The following is a 17,294-nucleotide window of genomic DNA, read 5'->3' on the forward strand; positions in this document are numbered from 1 at the left end:
CGGTACGCCCCGATCAGTGCGGCTGCCGATGGCTCAAAAAGACCTGCTTCAGCCCAGTGTCGGGGTGATCAACGCCGTCAACACCTGCTCGAGCGAGGTCACCACGTGCTCTGCTCCGGCCACCCGGAAGTCCTCGCCGCCCGCCTGGCTGGTGGCGTAGCCGAGGAACGGCACGCCGGCGGCTCGCGCGGCGGCCAGGTCGGCGATGCTGTCGCCGATCATCAGGGCGTTTCCGGGCGCGGTTCTGGTCGAGGCCAGAGCGCGCAGCAACGAGTCGGGGTGCGGCTTGAGTCTGGTGACGTCCCGGGTGCGGCCGTGTACCCGACCGCCGATGTATCCCGAGAGCTTGTGCTGGTTGAGGTAGTGCTCGGCGGCCAGCGGCGAGTTGTTGGTGGCGATCGCCACCTGCCGGCCGCGGGTGGACAGGGCCGCTATCAGGGCCGCCGCGTAGGGAGTTGGCTGGGCCGAGGCGGCTGCGGTGACCTCCTCACGGGTGAGCGCCGCCTCCAGACGCTGTACGACTCCGAGGCCGGGGCGCTGCCCGGCGATCCCCCGCAGCACGTGGTGCGGGTCGGCCGAGTCCCGTAAGTCGGCGGTCAGCAGCGCCGACAGGGCCAACTCGGTGGCGAGCTCGCGCAGCCGCCTGGCGATCGACTCCGCGGAGCGGACGGCGAACAGGCGACACACCGGACCGTCGAAGTCGAAGAGAACACAGTGAGCGTTACTGATGAGTCCCCTCATCTAACCGAGTGTGAGCGGTTGTGCAAGCGTTGACCAGAGGGACTCGAACCACTGCTGTGACTCTTCAACAAACGCGGTGTCCGAGGAGGACCTGAAAACCTTCGAGTTGAGGCCCAGGACGTCGTAGATCTCCATCTGCTGCTCCTCGTACTCCACCACCCTGGGCACCACCTGGTAGTAGGCGCTGAGCACCTCGGTGCCGTTGAGCAGATAGAGCTTCTGGACGGGAGTGATGGGCACGGCCCTGATCTCGACGTTGACCTTGGGGACGAGCCGCATCTCGCCGAGCGAGGTCAGCTGGTGGCGCAGCGAGGTGGAGAAGGTCCTGGTGATCTGCCGCAGCCGTGCCAGGGGGCGGCGGTCCGAGGGGTCGGAGACCAGCCGGGGGTAGGCGAGCGGCGCGTCCGGGTTGGGCAGCAGCACCCGGATGGAGATCGAGCGGGGCGTCAGCTCGCCGGCCGAGATGGCGATCAGCGGGCCGGCGAGCGCCGAGTTCAGGGTCTCGGTGGTGAGACAGAACGCGTCGATCGAGATGTCCTCGGCGTGGAAGGCGACGGCGATCCGGTCGGCCACCTCGGCGCTGGCCGGCCGTGGGCTGTCCCGGCTCGGCGCGGCCACCAGGGCCGGCGCGCCGCGCCCCCGGGTACTGACGTACCCCTCCCGCTCCAGGATGGCCAGTGCCTGGCGCACGGTGGTCCGGTTGGTGCCGAACTCCTCCACCAGCGCCCGTTGGGTGGGCAGCCGGGCGTTCTGTCGCAGCTCCCCCTTGCGTATCCGGTCACGCAGCACCCCCGCCAGGTGGTCGGGAGAGAGCAGGTCACCGGGGTGTTCCGGGGCATCGCTGTCCGGGGCGATCTCCTGACTCACGCCGTCACCATACAACTTTCGGCCAGATCCGGAAGGTTGATAAGAGGACGTTTCTAGTTGGCCGCCAACTGGGGAAAACAAGCGTATAGTTGGCGTACAACTTAGACAACTTCCGGGAAGTTCTCCCGGGTTGACGTGATGTGAGGAGAGGTCACGATGGTTTCGACGATCGCCTTGGCTGCCCTCGGCATCGCGGTGGAGCGGGCAGTCGACATCCAGTGGGGTCTGCCGGGGCTGATCGGCCTGCTGATCCTGCGGACAGGGCTGCGCAAGCGCAATTTCACCTGCGCATGCGTGGGCACGACGGTGCTGGTGACATTGGTCGTGGTAGCGGTCTGACGACGGTGCGGACCGCGTAGCGAATCAGAAGGTGTCCGGGCACCAAGGGCGTCGGCCCGTGCGGAAGAGCGAGTCCGCGCGGTCCGGCGCTCCCGTCGTTTCCACGTCCAGCAGGCCGGCGTCGGCCAGCCGCGCCGCAGAGGCGTCGCCCAGGTAAAGGCTCGACAACACGCATGTGTCCAGCGTCAGATCGGCGCTCCTGGTGGTCGGCTCACAGCTCGCCCCGGCCTCCGAGACATCCAACAAGTAGCGCCCGTCGGACAGCCCCAGGGGGTCGTGGATGTCCAGCACGAGCGCTCCGGTGGCCGAGTAACGACGTGCGGTGAGCATCGCCGGCACGTCGAGCGGCCTGATCCACAGCAGGTCCGACTCGCCGGTGATCGCGGCGGCGCGGGCGTTCGGCAGCAGCAGCGGCAGCAGCGAGTCCGGGTCGTGCTCGTCGGCGCGCAGCTCGGTCACCCAGTCCAGGGAGAGCAGGAACCGCCACAGCGCCCGCTCGGCGCCGGGCGTCGCGGTGTACAGCTTGCGGACCTTGGCGACGTTGGCGGGCTGGCCGTCCTTCCAGGCGTCCTGGACGTCGAAGACGACGACGCCCTGCGCCACCCCCTCCGGATCCCGGAACAGCGCGTAGAAGGGCTCCTTCCAACCGTCCGGCTCCCAGCGCAGCTCACCGGTCTGCCGCTCCCAGAACGTCGAGTTGAGGTCGACGGCGCCGGCCCTGGTGCGCCGGAACCGGTCGTGCACCCCTGGACCCTCCTTGCGGATCTCCGCCCCGTCGACGAACGCCACGGTGCCCTCGGCCTCGGGCAGCGTCCAGCGCGCGTCGAGACCGGCTCGCGGCTTGTCCACCCGGCGGTCGGTGAGCACGGCCGCCGGGCCGAAGCCGTACCGGCCGTAGATCCGGTACTCGGCGGCGGCGAGCGTGGCCACCACGTCGCCGCGCTCCTTGGCGGCGGCCAGGTCGGCGCCCATCATCCGGGTCAGCAGCCCGCGCCGCCGGTGCGTCGCCGTCACGGTCACGCCGGACACGGCGTCGGCCGCGACCACGGTGCCGCCCGGCACCGTCAGCTCCTGGGCGAAGCTGCGGAAGGTGGCCACGCAGCGGTCGCCGTCGAAGGCGCCCTGGGCCCGCGACATGTCGCTCCGCGCCCGCCGCTCCGCCAGGTTCTCCGCGCTCGGCGGCTCCGAGGTCAGGAAGCCGGTGTAGACGGCGCGGAACCACGCGTCCTGGTCGGCGGCACTGTCGGCGACGTCGCGAATCTCAAGGCCCATGCGGCCGAGGCTACGTCCCGCCGCAGACCCCTGGCCAAGGGTTTTCCCCTGGTACGTCCCCCACGGCGCGCGCCCCGCAGGTACCGATCCGTTCACAGGTCTGTCGCGGTACCGGTCCAAGATCGCCGCCCCGACGCCGAAACGGCTAGGCTGCCTGGTGGGTCTGCCCGTGACCGTGGCTACTCGGTGCCGAAAACGGCTGCCGCGATCACGACCGGCCCGGAGGCACTTACGGTGGCTTGACATACGAGGCCGCAGGATGAGTAACGCCTCCCGCACGGACCCCGCCGATTCCCCTCGGGCGGGGTCCGTGCTCTTCTCTCCACCTACACTGGGTCGGGTGGCGAGCACCGACTGGCAGACCGATCTGCGCAACCGCGGATACCGGCTGACCCCGCAGCGGCAGCTGGTGCTGGAGGCTGTCGACAGACTGGAGCACTCGACGCCCGAGGACATCCTCACCGAGGTGCGTCGCACCGCGGGTGGCGTGAACATCTCGACGGTCTACCGGACCCTGGAGCTCCTGGAGGAGCTCGGTCTGGTCTCCCACACCCACCTCGGCCACGGCGCCCCCACCTACCACCTCGCCGAGCGGCACCACCACATGCACCTGATGTGCCGGGACTGCGAGAAGGTCGTCGAGGCGGACGTCGACCTCGCGGCCCCCTTCGCGGCCCGGCTGCGCGAGCGGTTCGGCTTCGACACCGACATGAAGCACTTCGCGATCTTCGGCCGCTGCCGGGAGTGCCAGGCCCGCAACGGCTAGCTCGGCGCGAACCGCCGTACGCTGGAGGCATGTCGTCGTATGCCAGCCCGCTGCTGTCCCTGCCAGGTGCCGTGCCCGCCGAGGGGCCCGACGCGGGGGTGGCCGCCCACTACGGGGATCTGTTCCGCGAGCAGCGCTCGCTCGCCAGGGGCGAGGGGTTCGTCGACCTCTCGCACCGTGACGTCGTCACCGTCGCCGGCCAGGACCGGCTCGCCTGGCTCCACCTGCTGATCACCCAGCACGTCACCGAGCTCCAGCCGGGGCACGCCACCGAGGCGCTGATCCTCGACGCCAACGGCCGCATCGAGCACGCGCTCTACCTGGTGGACGACGGCGAGACGGTCTGGCTGCACACCGAGCCCGGCGCCGCCCCCGCCCTGGTCGGCTACCTGGAGAGCATGAAGTTCTTCTACCGGGTCGAGGTCGCCGACCGCACCGCCGACTTCGCCGTGGTCTGGCTGCCGGCCGGCTCCATCGCCGTCGCCCCGCCCGGCGTGGTGGCGCGGGAGGTCGCGCACGGGCGCGAGCTGTTCCTGCCGCGCGCCTCCCTCGCCGGCTTCGCCGACCAGGTCGGTTCGCCGGCCGGCGCGCTGGCCCTGGAGGCGCTGCGCGTCGAGGCGCACCGGCCGCGGCTCGGCCGGGAGACCGACCACCGCACCATCCCGCACGAGCTCGGCTGGCTGGAGACGGCGGTGCACCTGCACAAGGGCTGCTACCGGGGCCAGGAGACGGTGGCCAGGGTGCAGAACCTGGGCCGCCCGCCGCGCCGCCTGGTCTTCCTGCACCTGGACGGCAGCGAGGTCACCATCCCCGAGCACGGCGACCCGGTCCGGCTCGCCGCCGACGGGCCGGAGGGCCGTCAGCTCGGCTTCGTCACCACCTCGGCCCGCCACCACGAGCTGGGCCCGATCGCGCTCGCCCTGGTCAAGCGGAACGTGCCGATCGACGCCGAACTGCTGGCCGGCTCCACGCCGGCGGCCCAGGAAGTCGTCGTCGAGCCGTGACGCTCCGCTGGGCTCAGACCTCGAGAAGCACGGTGAACGGGCCGTCGTTGGTGAGGGAGACCCGCATCTTCGCGCCGAACCTGCCGGTGGCCACGGTCGCGCCGAGCGCCCGCAGTTCGGCCACCACCGCGTCCACCAGCGGCTCCGCGAGCTCGCCGGGCGCGGCCGCCTGCCAGGTCGGGCGGCGCCCCTTGCGGGCGTCACCGTAGAGGGTGAACTGCGACACCACCAGCAGCGGCGCCCCCACGTCAGAGCAGGACTTCTCGCCCTCCAGCACCCGCAGCGTCCACAGCTTGCGGGCCAGCCTGGCCGCCGTCTCCGCGGTGTCCGTGTGCGTGGCGCCGACCAGCACGCACAGACCCTCGCCCACGATCTCCCCGACCGTCTCGCCGGCCACCTCGACGGCCGCGCCATCGACCCGTTGCACCACCGCTCGCATGCCGCCCATCATGCCGGAACGTTCCCTCAACGGGCGCCGTGAGCCGGAGCCATCCAGATGGGTGCCAAAGCGCTGCGCACGATGGGTACACAGTGACACGATGCGTGCCACGGGGTACGTACCGCGCGCCACCGCACCGAACCGGGGATGAGGGGACAAAACCGCATGATCACACCGGGAGCCCTGTGGCGTGACGTCCAGCCCGATCTACGGGCACTGTCGCTGGCCGAGCTGCGCGAACTGCGCCGCTCCGCACAGCGCGAGGAGGCCGATCTCAGCTTCGTCCGCCGGCTGTTGCAGGGGCGGATCGACATCCTGGAGGCGGAACGCCGCCGCCGGATCGTCCCCGAGGCCGGACTGCTCGACCAGCTGCCGCGGATCCTCGCGGACGGCCCGTCGCGGCATCGCTCCTCCGCCCGCCATGTGACGCTCTCCACACCCGCGAGCGAGGAGTACCGGCGGCTGGCCGAGGAGATGCTCGGCGAGGTCGAGCTCTCCAACCTCGGCGGGCTCAGCGACGAGGTGCTGCACAACGCCCTGGCCCGGCTGGCCCGTTGGGAGGCCGAGGTGTCCCGCAGACGCCAGGCGCTGCACCGCACGGCGGACGGCTGCGGCTCCGAGATCGCCCGCCGGTACCGTGAGGGTGAGGCCCAGGTCGACGACCTGCTCGCCTAGCGCCACCGCGCCACCGCACCACCGCACGACCCCGAGAAAGGCCCCCGCATGCCGCCGTCCGACATAGCCGACACCGTCGACGCCCCCGTACTCGCGGAGGTGGTCCGCTCCGGCCTGGTGGAGGGCAGGCACCGCGGCTCGCTGGTGGTCCTGGCCGCCGACGGCACCGTCGAGCTGGCCCTCGGCGACGTCACCGGGCCCTGCTACCCCCGGTCGAGCAGCAAGCCGATGCAGGCCGTCGCCGTGCTGCGGGCCGGCGTCGAGCTCGCCGACGAGCGGCTGGCGATCGCCGCCGCCAGCCACGCCGGCGAGCCCTTCCACCAGGAGTTGGTGCGGGCGCTGCTGGCCGAGCACGGCCTCACCGAGGACGCGCTGCGCTGCCCGCCGGACGGCCCGGAGCGGACCAGGGTCGCCATGAACTGCTCGGGCAAGCACACCGCCATGCTCGCCGCCTGCGTCGCCCGCGGCTGGCCCGTCGCGTCCTACCTGGACCCCGACCACCCGCTGCAGCGGCTGATCGCCGAGACCGTCGAGGAGACCACGGGGGAGCCGGTGGCGCACACCGCCGTGGACGGCTGCGGCGCGCCGCTGCTCGCGTTCTCGCTGACCGGCCTGGCCCGCGCCTTCCGCGCCTTCGTGCTCGCCGCGCCCGGCACCCCGCGGCGCCGGGTGGCGGACGCGATGCGCGCCCACCCCGAGTACGTCGCCGGCACCGGGCGGCTCGACACCCTGGTGATGCGCGGGCTGCCTGGCGCGCTCTCCAAGATGGGCGCCGAGGGCGTGCACGCGCTCGCCCTGCCGGACGGCCGGGCCGTCGCGCTCAAGATCGAGGACGGTGCCGCCAGGGCCCGCGGCCCGGTGCTGGCCGCCGCGCTGCGCCGGCTCGGCGTCGACGCCACCGCGGTGCCGGCCGAGCCGGTACTCGGCGGTGGCGCCCGGGTCGGCGAGGTCCGCGCGGTGCTGTGATCCCCGTCTCCCTGGCAGGATGGCGCGGACACCGGAGTGACCGGAGCGAAGGGAGCGCGTGCATGGATCTCGGCCTCGCCGATCGGGTCTACGTGGTGACGGGTGGCAGCAAGGGCCTCGGCTACGCCACCGCCGAGGCGCTGGTGGCCGACGGCGCCAGAGTGGTGCTGGCCGCCAGGGACCAGGAGAACGTGACGGCCGCCGTCGACCGGCTCGGGCCGGCCGTCGCCGCGGGCGAGGTCGCGGACCTGGCCGACGCCTCGGCGGCCGAGCGGCTCGTCGCGCTGGCGCACGACCGGTTCGGCCGGCTCGACGGCGCGCTGATCTCGGTCGGCGGCCCACCGGCCGGCACCGCGGCCAGCGCCACCGACGAGCAGTGGCGGGCGGCGTTCGAGACGGTCTTCCTCGGCGCGGTGCGCGGGGCGCGCACCGTGGCCAGGCGGCTCGCCGAGGACGAGGGGGGCGGCGCCGTCGGGCTTGTGCTCTCCACCTCGGTGCGGTCGCCGATCGCCGGCCTCGGCATCTCCAACGGGCTGCGGCCCGGCCTCGCCATGGTCGCCAAGGACCTGGCCGACGAGTTCGGCCCCCGCGCGGTGCGGGTCTTCGGGCTGCTGCCCGGGCGCATCGCCACCGACCGGATGCGCGACCTGGACGCGGCCTTCGGCCCGGCGGCCAGGGAGCGCGCGGTGGCCGCCATCCCGCTGGCCCGCTACGGCGAGCCGGCCGAGTTCGGCAGGACCGCCGCCTTCCTGCTCTCCCCGGCGGCCGGCTACGTCACCGGCTCGATCATCCCCGTCGACGGCGGCGCGCTGCGCACGCTCTAGCCGGGGCCTCCCGCCGCGAGCTCGCCGGTCATCAGCAGCTCGGCAATCGTCTCCCGCAGCCGATCGGTGGCGCGGACCACCTCCTCGTGCGCCCGCGCCTTCTCGTCGAGCGCGGTCAGCGTCGTCACGATGGCCCGCTGTTCTGGCGCCGACGGGAGGGGGACCGGCAGCTCGCCGAGCGCCCTGATCGCGATGGACGGGATGGTGGATTTCGTGGTGCGCGTCCCGATCCACTCCCCAGTGGTGCGCAGGCTCAGGAAGTGCAGCAGATAGGGCGGGTGGACCTCGGGAGTGGGCCGGATCCTGACCAGTTGGGTGTTGTAGAGCCAGCCCCGCTCCGCCTCGCCGATCAGTGCGAAGCGCCCCACAGTCCCGGTGCGGGTGCAGACGATGTCCCCGCTCCGCAGCTCGTACTGACCGAGCCTTGCGGCCATCTCGTGCGACACACGGCGGATGGCGGCGGGGGAGACCGCGCGGCGGTGGAGGTCCGCTGGTCGCACGACGGGAACGTCGCCCTCTTCGGCCGGCCGGGGCGTGATCCCGCTGCGCAGCTCACAGACGGCGCCGAGCGGTACGCGCCGCCAGCCGGCGGGCAGCCCGCTCATCGCCCGTACCCCTTCAGCAGCCGCGCCACGGCGCGGTCCGCCGCTGCTGCGGCGGCGTCGAGCCGCGACAACTCGTCGACGTGGTCCGCCAGTTCCTCGAACGTCGGCCGAGACGGCCAGGCCGGCGCCGATGTGTACAGGGCGGGGCTGAGGTCGTGGTCGTGGTCGCGGATCTCGTCGAGCGTGGCCACCCTGCTCGGGACCGCCCCTCCGGGACGCCGCCCGGCCCGCCAGGAGCGGTGGGCGTCGACGATCGCCGAGACATCGACTTCGGAGAGCGCGCGCTCGGTTCTGGAGACCATGCGGCCGAGGCGCGTGGCGTCGACGAACAGCACCTCGCCTCGGTGCTCCTCCTCGCCGGCCCGGAGCAGCCAGGCGGTGACGACGACGTCCGTGGTGGGGAAGAGACGTGGCGGCAGGGCGATCAGGCATTCCACGGCTCCCGCCGCCACCATTGCCGCGCGGATGGCACGTTCCTTGCCGTTGCGGGACGAGGCGGCGCTGGCCGGCATGATGACCGCCGCCCGCCCGCCGGGCGTCAGCGAGGCGTGGATGTACTGGAGCCAGTCGAAATTGGCGTTGTTGGCCGGCGGGTCCCCGAAGCGCCAGTACGCCCGCGGCTCTCCGACCTCGGGCACCCGGGCGTTGAACGGCGGATTGGCCAGGATCACGTCGACCTGGTCGGCGAACTCCGGGGTTCCGCCGGCCGGTGCCTCGCCACCAGGTCGCAGATCCGCCGAGAGCCCGTGGAGGGCGGTGTTCAGTTGGGCGAGGCGCAGGCTCTGCGAGGTGGACGTCGCGCCGCTCAACTGAACGGCGCCGAACGAATCGGCGGCGGCGACCAGGAAGCCGCCCGAACCACAAGCGGGGTCGCGGACCGACTCCGTCCCGGGGCCGATGTCGGTCAGCTCCGCGAAGGCGGTCACGAGGGAGCGTGGCGTGTAGTACTCGGCCGTCTCGCGAGGGGGATCGGCCAACGCCTTCTGAAGCAGCAGGCCTTCGGCCAGCGGCTTCAGGTCACCGACCCTTGCGCTCTCCTCGTCGACGGAGAGGATGAGGTCGGCCACGCCCGACGCCTTGGGCTGCCATCTCGGGTGCGGGGTGCCCGAGGGCAGGGCTTGTCGGCTCGCGTCGATCACCTGGCTGATAGGCACTCTCGCACGGTCGCGTGCCGTGGCCACCAATTCGGCCCAGGTGTCCGGCAGTACCGCTCGCACGAGCAGCAAGGTCAGCAGCAGGTCGACGAGTTCGACGCGGCTCAGCGAGGGATCGAGGCGCGTCCCTCGGGTGATGAGGCGTGCCACGGTCATCTCGGCCGCGGCTTCCCGAGCCGCCTCCGGCAGGCCGAGCGCCGCCCGGAACCGCCCGCCGTAGCTGGCGCCCGGCGCCTCGCCCTCGGTCCGCGCGTTCGCCGGGATGGTGCGTCCGTCCAGCCACGCGGCGATCTCGCGGGCGGCGAAGCGCTCGACGCCGTCGCCACCCCGTGGCGTCGGGTAGTCGGAGTGCCGCCGCTCCCACTGCGTGATCGCCGGGCGGCTGACGCCGACCAGCCTGGCGATCTCGGCGCGTGACACCAACCGCGCGTCGTTCATGCGGTGCTCCCGGGCTCAGAAGCGCGGCGCGCGGCCGCCGGTGCGGATGGACGCGCGATGGCCGAGCACGGTGGGAAACCGGTCGAGCACCTGGATCTCCTTGGCGGTGACGGGACTGATGTGGGCGAGTACCTGGTAGATCGTCGTGTGGGCGGCGGGCAGGTCATGCTCGTGGATCGGCTCGTGGTGCATCACACGGTTGCGCAGCTTGCGCAGCGAGTCGAGATGCTGGTGCAACGTGTCGCGGCGCCCGGAGTAGTGAGGGAAGGCCCGATGGAGGATCGGCACCCACAGGTGTCGGTCGTACTGGCCGCCGCGCCCGCCCTTGCTGAGCAGCGAGACCCAGAAACCGAAGTTCAGCTGGGCCACGACGCGGTCGGGGGCGACCGGCCTGCCGTGCTGGTGCCGGTGTCGGTCCTCGGCCCGGCACTTCTGGAGCGCGTCCCGCACGATGCGCTTGCCACCCTCGTTGAGTTGCGCGACCCGCCACCAGTCGGTTCGTCCGAAGCCGTCACGTAACTGATGGTGCAGAGCGTTTCTGAGGGTGATCTCAAGGCAGTGCAGCGGCCCGTAGAGGGCGGCCGAGGCCTCCACATTCCACCAGTAGAGCCTGACGGCCTGCTCGGCGTCGCCCGCCGCGGTGCGCAGATAGGGAGCCAGCCGAGGAGCGGAGAAGGCGGTCGTCATCCACTCCGGCATCGTCGAGATGGTCACTCACGCCCCCAGGACAGTGTGCGGCCGCCGTGGTACGGTCGCGAGGTGAGCCTCAGGTCCGCCTCTGCTTGATATGCCGCCTGAGGCAGGTGCTTGCGCCCCTGGCCACCGCGATTGTGGCCAGGGGCGTACTGCTGTCCCATGTCGACCATGGCCGCCGCAGTGAGCAAGACCATAGACCTGTGGCCCGCCGCGATGCAACTGCATCGTCGTGCGGGCCGTTTTGTTAATGGCTTCTCTAGCGGAAGAAGGCGATGCCGTCGTCCGGGAGGTCCTTGAGGTCGGCGACCCACTCCCGGGGGTCCACCGCCTTCTTCAGCTGCGCCGACATGTAGGGGCGCAGCGGGGACTCCGGGGTGGCCTTCTTCTCGCCGACCCACATCAGGTCGCCGTTGACATAGCCGTAGAGGCGCTTGCCGCCGGAGTACGCGGGGGACTCGGGGGTGCGGGCCACGGCGTCGGTGGCGAGGTCGATCTGCGGCTTGCCCTGGGCCAGTTCGCCGTACCAGATCTCGGCGACGCCCTGGTCGCGGATCATCACGATCTCGATCTGCCGGTCCCTGACGCGCCAGTAGCCGTGCTCCGACTCCAGGGGGCCGAGCCGGTTGCCCTCGTCGTCCAGCCGCCACGTGTGGGAGACGTACTCGACGAAGTCACGACCGTCATGAGAGAAGCTGGCCTGCTGGCCGAAGTTGCACGCACCGGCGTGGGTGCCCTCCTGCCCTTCGCCGGCCGGGTGGTCGAAGCCCTCCGCCACTCCGGCGCCCTGCCAGGTGCCGAGCAGGAAGGCGAGCGGGACGAGCGAGGGATGGAGGTCCGCGGGGATCTCGATCATCGGCTCAGCGCTGGCCCTGGTAGAGCTTCTTCACGACGAGGCCGGCGAAGGCCGCGGAACCCACGACGACCAGCGCCATCAGGGTGATGAAGAATGCCTCGAGCACGGGCCCTCCTTGGACCGGTCGTTACCTTGCACCGTGAGTCTAGTGGCCGCCTTCGGGTAAGGCTCAGTGAGGGTAGGCCGAGTGGGGCTCGCCGCTTGCATGCGCCCTTGACCGTTTTGTGATCACTGCGGATGAACGCATTTGAGCCTTCGCGCGTCTAAGGGCGTGGAAAGGATGTGATCATGAATTGTCCGAACTGTGGCGGGACGATGCACCAGGGCCCACAGGGTGACTGGGTCTGCGGGATTTGTGGCACGTCCCGTTAGTTCCGCCGCATCGTAGCCGAGCTACGGTGACGGCATGGCTGAGAAACTGGTGATCAAGGTGACGGCCGGTGCCGACGCCCCTGAGCGTTGTTCGCAGGCCTTCACGGTAGCGGCGGTGGCCGCCGCCAGCGGGATCGAGGTCTCGCTGTGGCTGACCGGGGAGTCCGCGTGGTTCGCGCTCCCCGGGCGTGCGGAGGAGTTCGAGCTGCCGCACGCGGCGCCGTTGGCCGAGCTGATCGCCGGTATCCAATCGGGGGGGCGGATCACTCTGTGCACGCAGTGCGCCGCCCGCAGGGGGATCAAGGAGGAGGATGTGCTCGACGGGGTGCGGATCGCCGGCGCTCAGGTGTTCGTGAGCGAGATCATGCCGGATGGTGTGCGAGCCCTCGTCTACTGACACCTACGTGCACTGAAGCTGCGTGGAGAATCGTCGACGAGCCTTCACGGACAGGGGGACTGTCCGTCGTCAACGGGGGAGAAAACGGAGGCCGCGGCCCGAGCCGGGCGCGGCCTCCGTGGTGCTTTCCGGTGGGGTGCCGTCCGTCAGACGGCGATGACCACCTCGGTCAGGCCGCCCTGCTGGGCGACCACCGTGCGGTCCGCCGTGGCGCCAGGCACCAGGGCGCGCACCGTCCAGGTGCCCTCCGCCGCGTAGAAGCGGAACTGGCCGGTCGCCGAGGTCGGCACCTCGGCGGTGAACTCGCCACCGCCGTCCAGCAGCCGGACATAGCCGGTCACCGGCTCGCCGTCCCGGGTGACCGAACCCTGGATGGTCGTCTCACCGGCCTTGATCCCGGCGGCGTCGGGGCCGCCCGTCTTCGCTCCGCACATCGCTGTCCCTCCCTTACTTGGCCGGGCCGGTCTCGACCGGCACGCCGACCAGCGAGCCGTACTCGGTCCAGGAGCCGTCGTAGTTCTTGACGTTCGGCACGCCCAGCAGCTCGTGCAGCACGAACCAGGTGTGCGCCGACCGCTCGCCGATCCTGCAGTACGCGATGGTGTCCTGGCCCAGGTCCACGCCCTCGCCCTGGTACAGCTCCGTCAGCTCGTCCTCGGAGCGGAAGGTGCCGTCGTCGTTGGCCGACTTCGACCACGGGATGTTCCGCGCGGACGGGATGTGCCCGGCCACCTGGGACTGCTCCTGCGGCAGGTGGGCGGGGGCCAGCAGCTTGCCGACGAACTCGTCGGGGGAGCGGACGTCGACCAGGTTCTTGTTCCCGATGGCCGCCACCACCTCGTCGCGGAAGGCGCGGATCGAGGTGTCCTGCTCCGTGGCCCGGTACTCGGTGGCCGCCCGGCTCGGCACCTCGTCGACCAGCTCGCGGGCGTCCAGCTCCCACTTCTTGCGGCCGCCGTCCAGCAGGCGGACGTCCTCGTGGCCGTAGAGCTTGAAGTACCAGTAGGCGTAGGCCGCGAACCAGTTGTTGTTGCCGCCGTAGAGGACCACGGTGTCGTCGTTGGCGATGCCCCTGGCCGAGAGCAGCGCCTCGAAACCGGCCTGGTCGACGAAGTCGCGCCTGACCGGGTCCTGGAGGTCCTGCCGCCAGTCGATCCGGACCGCGTTCCTGATGTGGTTCTTCTCGTAGGCGGAGGTGTCCTCGTCCACCTCCACGAGCACCACCTTCGCGTCGTCGATGTGCTCCTGCACCCAGTCGGCGTCCACCAGGACGTCACTGCGGCTCATGCTGTTCTCCTTCGGCGATCTGCGGGGACCTGCGGGATCTGGGTGATCTGCGGTGGGATGGCGCCCCTGGGAGCACGGGTGGCACCCGGGCGCGGGACGCGGGAGAGCGCGCAGCGCGGCGACGCCGCGCGGAAGGGGTGGCCGTCAGCCGACGTGGCGACAGAGCATGGCGGCGACGCGGCAGAGGTCGACCGCCCGTCGCTTCGTGAGGCCCCCGGCCGGGGTGCCCGCAGCCTGTCGCGTCATGGGGGCGATCGTAACCGGTCGGATGCCGCTTATGTCAGGGCCGTTCCGGATGCTGAGACGTAGGTGACTGCGATGTGGGACGGCCGGTGTTTCGCGGGTTTCCGGCCCCCGGTGCCGGGCGTCAGCCCAGGGTCACGTTCGAGCCGCTGATCGTGACCCGTACGCCCTCCTCGGTGGGCTCCACGGTGTCCAGGTTCACCCCGTCGGGCAGCCCCGTGATGGTGCGCCCGGTGTCCAGCTGCTCGCGGATCGCGCCCTGGATCTCGGCCCCGCCGACGTCGGGTATGTCGTCCTCGTTCACCTGGAGCCGCACCGCGTCGTCCTCGAGCACCAGCTCGCCAGGCACCTCGCCGACGTCCACGGTCTGCCCGAACGCGGTGGCCTGGAGGGTCAGCAGGAGCCGGCCGTCGCCCGTGTAACCGAACTCGACGCCGAACCCGCTGTCGCTGACCGCGAGCAGCTCCCCGTAGGCCCGGGTCATCTCCTCGTAGGAGATCAGGCCGTCGCCGTCGGCCCGCTCGGCCGTGGCCCCCGAGAAGTCGCCGGCTATCTCGACGTCGCGCAGGTCGGCGGAGAGCTCCGAGATGGTCAGCGCCTGGCCGTCGACCTCGGCCTCGTAGTCGTCGAGGCCGAGCGTCACGTGGTTCAGGTGGCGGCCGAGCGCCTGGGTGAGGAAGGGGAAACCGTTGATGGTCACGCTCGGCTCCGACGTGAGCCCCAGGCTGGTCCTGGCCTGGGAGGCGACCTCGCTCTGCGCGAAGCGGACCGCCACCCGGTCGGCGATGACGGCGAGCACGGCGAGCACGCCGAGCACGATCAGACTTATCCGCAGTGCGCGCATCGGGTCTGTTCCCCCAGGGTCATTCAGGACACGTGGACACGTTGTCGGGTGCTCACGTGGTCAGGCGTGGTCGCACGTGGTCGTCGGTGCGAGGTGCCGCGAGCGTAACGCGCGCGAACGCCCCACCGGGGGGTGGGTCGGGGCTTGCAGCACGCCCGTTACACGGGCACCGGGGCACCGGGGCCCCGGACCCCGCGCCGCCCGGGCCCGCCGTCACAGCAGCGCGAGCGACAGCAGGTAGGCGCCGGGTGCCGCCGCGGTGAGGGGGAGCGCGACGCCCGCCGTGAAGTGCACGAAGCGGGAGGGGAAGTCGTAACTGGCCACCCGCAGACCGATCAGCGCCGCGACGCCGCCGGCCGCCGCGAACGCGATCGCGTCGGGGCCGAGGTCCGTCAACGGCTCCGCGATCGCCCCCGCGCCGGCCGCCGCGCCCAGCGCCAGCACCGGCCAGACGAACGGCAACCGCAACGCCGCGAACCAGGTCGCGGCCGCGACCCCGCACATCGTCACCGTCACCGCGTCGCCCGAGATCGAGGTGGCGGCCAGATAGCCGGTGGCCACGCCGGTGAGCAGGGTGGCCGCGGCGGTCGCGGTCAGCGAGTCGAGCCGCTCGTCCGCCGAGCCGTGGTGCCGCAGCTGGAGCACCAGCACCAGCAGGAACCACACGCCGAGCACCGCGAGCAGCGCCTCCGGCTCCTGGCCCTCGTCCACCACGAGCAGCAGCGCCGCGTCGGCCGCCAGGCCACCGGCGAAGGCCAGGACGATGCCCTGCCGCGCCGGCCACATGCCGTTCAGCCGGAACCAGCCGGCCGCCGTCACCGCCTGGAGCACCACCAGCGCGGGCAGCAGCGCCCACCGGTCGAGCGGCGCGGTGGCCGCGAAGATCGCGGCCAGTGCCATGGTCAGCAGCGCCGGCTGGACGCCCGGGCTGATGATCGGCGACCGCGCCCGGTGCCGCCCGGCCGCCCGCGCCTCGCCGTCCTGCCCGTCCTGACCGTCCTGACCGCCCTGGCCGTCCTGCCCGGTGGGCACGTTCACCACAGCGTTCACCTCTGTCACATCCGCCTCATGAGTTCTGGGCCGGTTCGGCTTCACCGGGCGCCGCCCGCGAAGGGCGGCAGCACCTCGACCGTGCCGCCCTCGGGCAACGGGACCGTGTCGTGGTCGCGCGAGCCCACCTGCTCGCCGTTCACCAGGAAGGAGCAGCGCCCGAGAACCCGGGCGAAGTCCGGCCGGTCGGCGTGCCGGCCCCTCGCCGCCTCCAGCGCCCCGGCGAGCGTGCCGGCCTCGTACGCCTCCTCCGCCGTTCCGGCCGCGGCCTTCGCCGCCGCCCAGTAACGGATCGTGCCGCTCGCCATCCGGCCTCTCCTCCCTCTCCGCTGTCCCGCGTCCTACCGCGCACGTGGTGTGCCGCACCATGATGGACTCCGGGCGCACGGGTGCACGCGCCGGCCCACGGGGATGCGAGCAGCCAGTGTGATCCGCGCCCCTGCGCAAGGTGAAATGTTTCGGCTATGCTGCTGGCCAAAGAAGGATCCGGGCACTGAAGCCATCCCGGGTCCTTTCGCGCTTTCTGGGCAGAGCCGCTCGAATCGTCCCCGCGCCAGGACTGAGGAAGGAACGCCCCCCGAATGAGCTCACTGCTACTCCTGACAAACGCCCTCCAGCCGTCGTCGCAGGTGCTCCCGGCCCTCGAACTGCTCCTGCACAACGTGCGTGTCGCACCGGCCGAGGGCCCCGCGCTGGTGGACGCCCCCAGCGCGGACGTCATCCTCATCGACGGCCGCAAGGACCTCCCGCAGGTGCGTTCGCTCTGCCAGCTCCTCCGCTCCACAGGACCCGGCTGCCCGCTGCTGCTGATCGTCACCGAGGGCGGCCTGGCCGCCGTCACGGCGGACTGGGGCGTCGACGACGTCGTCCTCGACACCGCGGGCCCCGCCGAGGTGGAGGCCAGGCTGCGACTGGCCACCGGCCGTCAGCAGCTCTCCAACGACGACAGCCCGATGGAGATCCGCAACGGCGACCTGTCGGTGGACGAGGCGACGTACAGCGCCAAGCTCAAGGGCCGGGTGCTCGACCTGACCTTCAAGGAGTTCGAGCTCCTGAAGTACCTGGCCCAGCACCCCGGCCGGGTCTTCACGCGGGCCCAGCTGCTCCAGGAGGTCTGGGGCTACGACTACTTCGGCGGCACCAGGACGGTCGACGTCCACGTCCGGCGCCTGCGGGCCAAGTTGGGCCCGGAGCACGAGTCGCTGATCGGCACGGTGCGGAACGTCGGCTACCGGTTCGTGGTGCCGGAGAAGGACAAGTCCACCGCGGAGAACGAGCACGCGCGGGCCGTGACGCGGGAGGCCGAAGCCCTGGTGAAGGAGGCGGCGGCCCGCCGCCGCTGACTTTTCCGCCGGCCGCGCCGCGCCCACCCACCCGCCCTTGGCTGGGTGCCTCGCGCGGCAGCGGCCGGGCGGCCCGGCGGGGCCTTTCGGGCCCGGCGGCGCAGCCGCCGCAGGCCGGC

The 17,294-nt window shown here is 71.8% G+C and carries 22 protein-coding genes; 8 read left to right on the forward strand and 14 right to left on the reverse strand.

The features are described 5' to 3' along the window. Window positions 1-48: 48 nt before the first annotated feature. Window positions 49-741: an HAD family hydrolase gene (locus ACYVPE_RS06360; RefSeq protein ID WP_461032410.1), complete on the reverse strand. Its 693-nt coding sequence runs from the start codon at window positions 739-741 to the stop codon at window positions 49-51. Then, window positions 742-1,608, reverse strand: coding sequence for a GntR family transcriptional regulator (locus tag ACYVPE_RS06365; protein ID WP_461032411.1), 867 nt, complete (start codon window positions 1,606-1,608; stop codon window positions 742-744). Between the two features lie 156 nt (window positions 1,609-1,764). On the opposite strand from ACYVPE_RS06365, the gene ACYVPE_RS06370 reads away from it, so the two are divergent. Beyond that, complete coding sequence (locus ACYVPE_RS06370) at window positions 1,765-1,947, forward strand: hypothetical protein (protein ID WP_165956117.1); 183 nt, start codon at window positions 1,765-1,767, stop codon at window positions 1,945-1,947. A gap of 24 nt (window positions 1,948-1,971) precedes the next feature. Here ACYVPE_RS06370 and ACYVPE_RS06375 read toward each other — a convergent pair whose 3' ends face one another. Next, window positions 1,972-3,219, reverse strand: a complete 1,248-nt coding sequence (locus tag ACYVPE_RS06375; protein ID WP_461032412.1) for a GNAT family N-acetyltransferase — start codon at window positions 3,217-3,219, stop codon at window positions 1,972-1,974. A gap of 340 nt (window positions 3,220-3,559) precedes the next feature. On the opposite strand from ACYVPE_RS06375, the gene ACYVPE_RS06380 reads away from it, so the two are divergent. Together ACYVPE_RS06380 and ygfZ are read left to right on the forward strand one after the other, a co-directional pair. Then, window positions 3,560-3,985 carry a Fur family transcriptional regulator gene (locus tag ACYVPE_RS06380; RefSeq protein ID WP_461032413.1) on the forward strand — a complete coding sequence of 142 codons (426 nt, stop codon included), beginning with the start codon at window positions 3,560-3,562 and terminating at the stop codon, window positions 3,983-3,985. Between the two features lie 29 nt (window positions 3,986-4,014). Next, window positions 4,015-4,989: a CAF17-like 4Fe-4S cluster assembly/insertion protein YgfZ gene (gene ygfZ, locus ACYVPE_RS06385; RefSeq protein ID WP_461032414.1), complete on the forward strand. Its 975-nt coding sequence runs from the start codon at window positions 4,015-4,017 to the stop codon at window positions 4,987-4,989. A gap of 13 nt (window positions 4,990-5,002) precedes the next feature. Here ygfZ and dtd read toward each other — a convergent pair whose 3' ends face one another. Continuing rightward, entirely contained in the window at window positions 5,003-5,428 is a 426-nt protein-coding gene (dtd, locus tag ACYVPE_RS06390; protein WP_461032415.1) for a D-aminoacyl-tRNA deacylase, read from the reverse strand. 147 nt (window positions 5,429-5,575) lie between these two features. Between dtd and ACYVPE_RS06395 the strand changes: the two genes are divergently transcribed. From ACYVPE_RS06395 to ACYVPE_RS06405, 3 genes are all read left to right on the forward strand, one after another. Further along, window positions 5,576-6,103 carry an RsiG family protein gene (locus ACYVPE_RS06395; RefSeq protein WP_461032416.1) on the forward strand — a complete coding sequence of 176 codons (528 nt, stop codon included), beginning with the start codon at window positions 5,576-5,578 and terminating at the stop codon, window positions 6,101-6,103. Window positions 6,104-6,151: 48 nt separating this feature from the next. After that, on the forward strand, window positions 6,152-7,069 hold the full coding sequence (locus ACYVPE_RS06400; RefSeq protein ID WP_461032417.1) for an asparaginase: 918 nt from the start codon (window positions 6,152-6,154) through the stop codon (window positions 7,067-7,069). A 62-nt stretch (window positions 7,070-7,131) separates the two neighbouring features. Further along, a complete protein-coding gene (locus ACYVPE_RS06405; protein WP_461032418.1) occupies window positions 7,132-7,893 on the forward strand; it encodes an SDR family oxidoreductase in 762 nt (253 codons plus the stop codon). On the opposite strand, the gene ACYVPE_RS06410 is transcribed toward ACYVPE_RS06405, so the two are convergent. From ACYVPE_RS06410 to ACYVPE_RS06425, 4 genes are all read right to left on the reverse strand, one after another. Then, a complete protein-coding gene (locus ACYVPE_RS06410) occupies window positions 7,890-8,498 on the reverse strand; it encodes a restriction endonuclease subunit S (RefSeq protein WP_461032419.1) in 609 nt (202 codons plus the stop codon). The two genes, ACYVPE_RS06405 and ACYVPE_RS06410, sit on opposite strands and share 4 nt — an antisense overlap. Beyond that, a complete protein-coding gene (locus ACYVPE_RS06415; RefSeq protein ID WP_461032420.1) occupies window positions 8,495-10,090 on the reverse strand; it encodes an N-6 DNA methylase in 1,596 nt (531 codons plus the stop codon). Before ACYVPE_RS06415 ends, ACYVPE_RS06410 begins: the two co-directional genes overlap by 4 nt. Window positions 10,091-10,105: 15 nt before the next feature. Further along, on the reverse strand, window positions 10,106-10,789 hold the full coding sequence (locus ACYVPE_RS06420) for a hypothetical protein (protein WP_461032421.1): 684 nt from the start codon (window positions 10,787-10,789) through the stop codon (window positions 10,106-10,108). A 253-nt stretch (window positions 10,790-11,042) separates the two neighbouring features. Next, complete coding sequence (locus ACYVPE_RS06425) at window positions 11,043-11,639, reverse strand: heme-binding beta-barrel domain-containing protein (protein WP_461032422.1); 597 nt, start codon at window positions 11,637-11,639, stop codon at window positions 11,043-11,045. Between the two features lie 406 nt (window positions 11,640-12,045). Between ACYVPE_RS06425 and ACYVPE_RS06430 the strand changes: the two genes are divergently transcribed. Then, window positions 12,046-12,408: a DsrE family protein gene (locus ACYVPE_RS06430; protein WP_461032423.1), complete on the forward strand. Its 363-nt coding sequence runs from the start codon at window positions 12,046-12,048 to the stop codon at window positions 12,406-12,408. Window positions 12,409-12,554: 146 nt separating this feature from the next. Here the strand turns inward: ACYVPE_RS06430 and ACYVPE_RS06435 are convergent, their stop codons facing one another. The 6 genes from ACYVPE_RS06435 to ACYVPE_RS06460 form a co-directional block, all read right to left on the reverse strand. Then, window positions 12,555-12,842 (reverse strand): DUF1416 domain-containing protein, encoded by a 288-nt coding sequence (locus ACYVPE_RS06435; protein WP_461032424.1) that lies wholly within the window; start codon window positions 12,840-12,842, stop codon window positions 12,555-12,557. 13 nt (window positions 12,843-12,855) lie between these two features. Further along, window positions 12,856-13,695, reverse strand: coding sequence for a sulfurtransferase (locus ACYVPE_RS06440; RefSeq protein WP_461032425.1), 840 nt, complete (start codon window positions 13,693-13,695; stop codon window positions 12,856-12,858). 144 nt (window positions 13,696-13,839) lie between these two features. Beyond that, on the reverse strand, window positions 13,840-13,941 hold the full coding sequence (locus tag ACYVPE_RS06445) for a putative leader peptide (protein ID WP_341829925.1): 102 nt from the start codon (window positions 13,939-13,941) through the stop codon (window positions 13,840-13,842). A 121-nt stretch (window positions 13,942-14,062) separates the two neighbouring features. Beyond that, window positions 14,063-14,782: an LmeA family phospholipid-binding protein gene (locus ACYVPE_RS06450; protein WP_461032426.1), complete on the reverse strand. Its 720-nt coding sequence runs from the start codon at window positions 14,780-14,782 to the stop codon at window positions 14,063-14,065. 213 nt (window positions 14,783-14,995) lie between these two features. Beyond that, window positions 14,996-15,832, reverse strand: a complete 837-nt coding sequence (locus ACYVPE_RS06455) for a hypothetical protein (RefSeq protein WP_461032427.1) — start codon at window positions 15,830-15,832, stop codon at window positions 14,996-14,998. A 41-nt stretch (window positions 15,833-15,873) separates the two neighbouring features. After that, window positions 15,874-16,140 (reverse strand): MoaD/ThiS family protein, encoded by a 267-nt coding sequence (locus ACYVPE_RS06460; protein WP_461032428.1) that lies wholly within the window; start codon window positions 16,138-16,140, stop codon window positions 15,874-15,876. Between the two features lie 273 nt (window positions 16,141-16,413). Here ACYVPE_RS06460 and ACYVPE_RS06465 point away from each other — a divergent pair, with 273 nt between their 5' ends. After that, window positions 16,414-17,175 (forward strand): winged helix-turn-helix transcriptional regulator, encoded by a 762-nt coding sequence (locus ACYVPE_RS06465; protein WP_461032429.1) that lies wholly within the window; start codon window positions 16,414-16,416, stop codon window positions 17,173-17,175. Window positions 17,176-17,294: the final 119 nt, after the last annotated feature.

This window comes from Streptomyces mayteni (assembly GCF_054783955.1).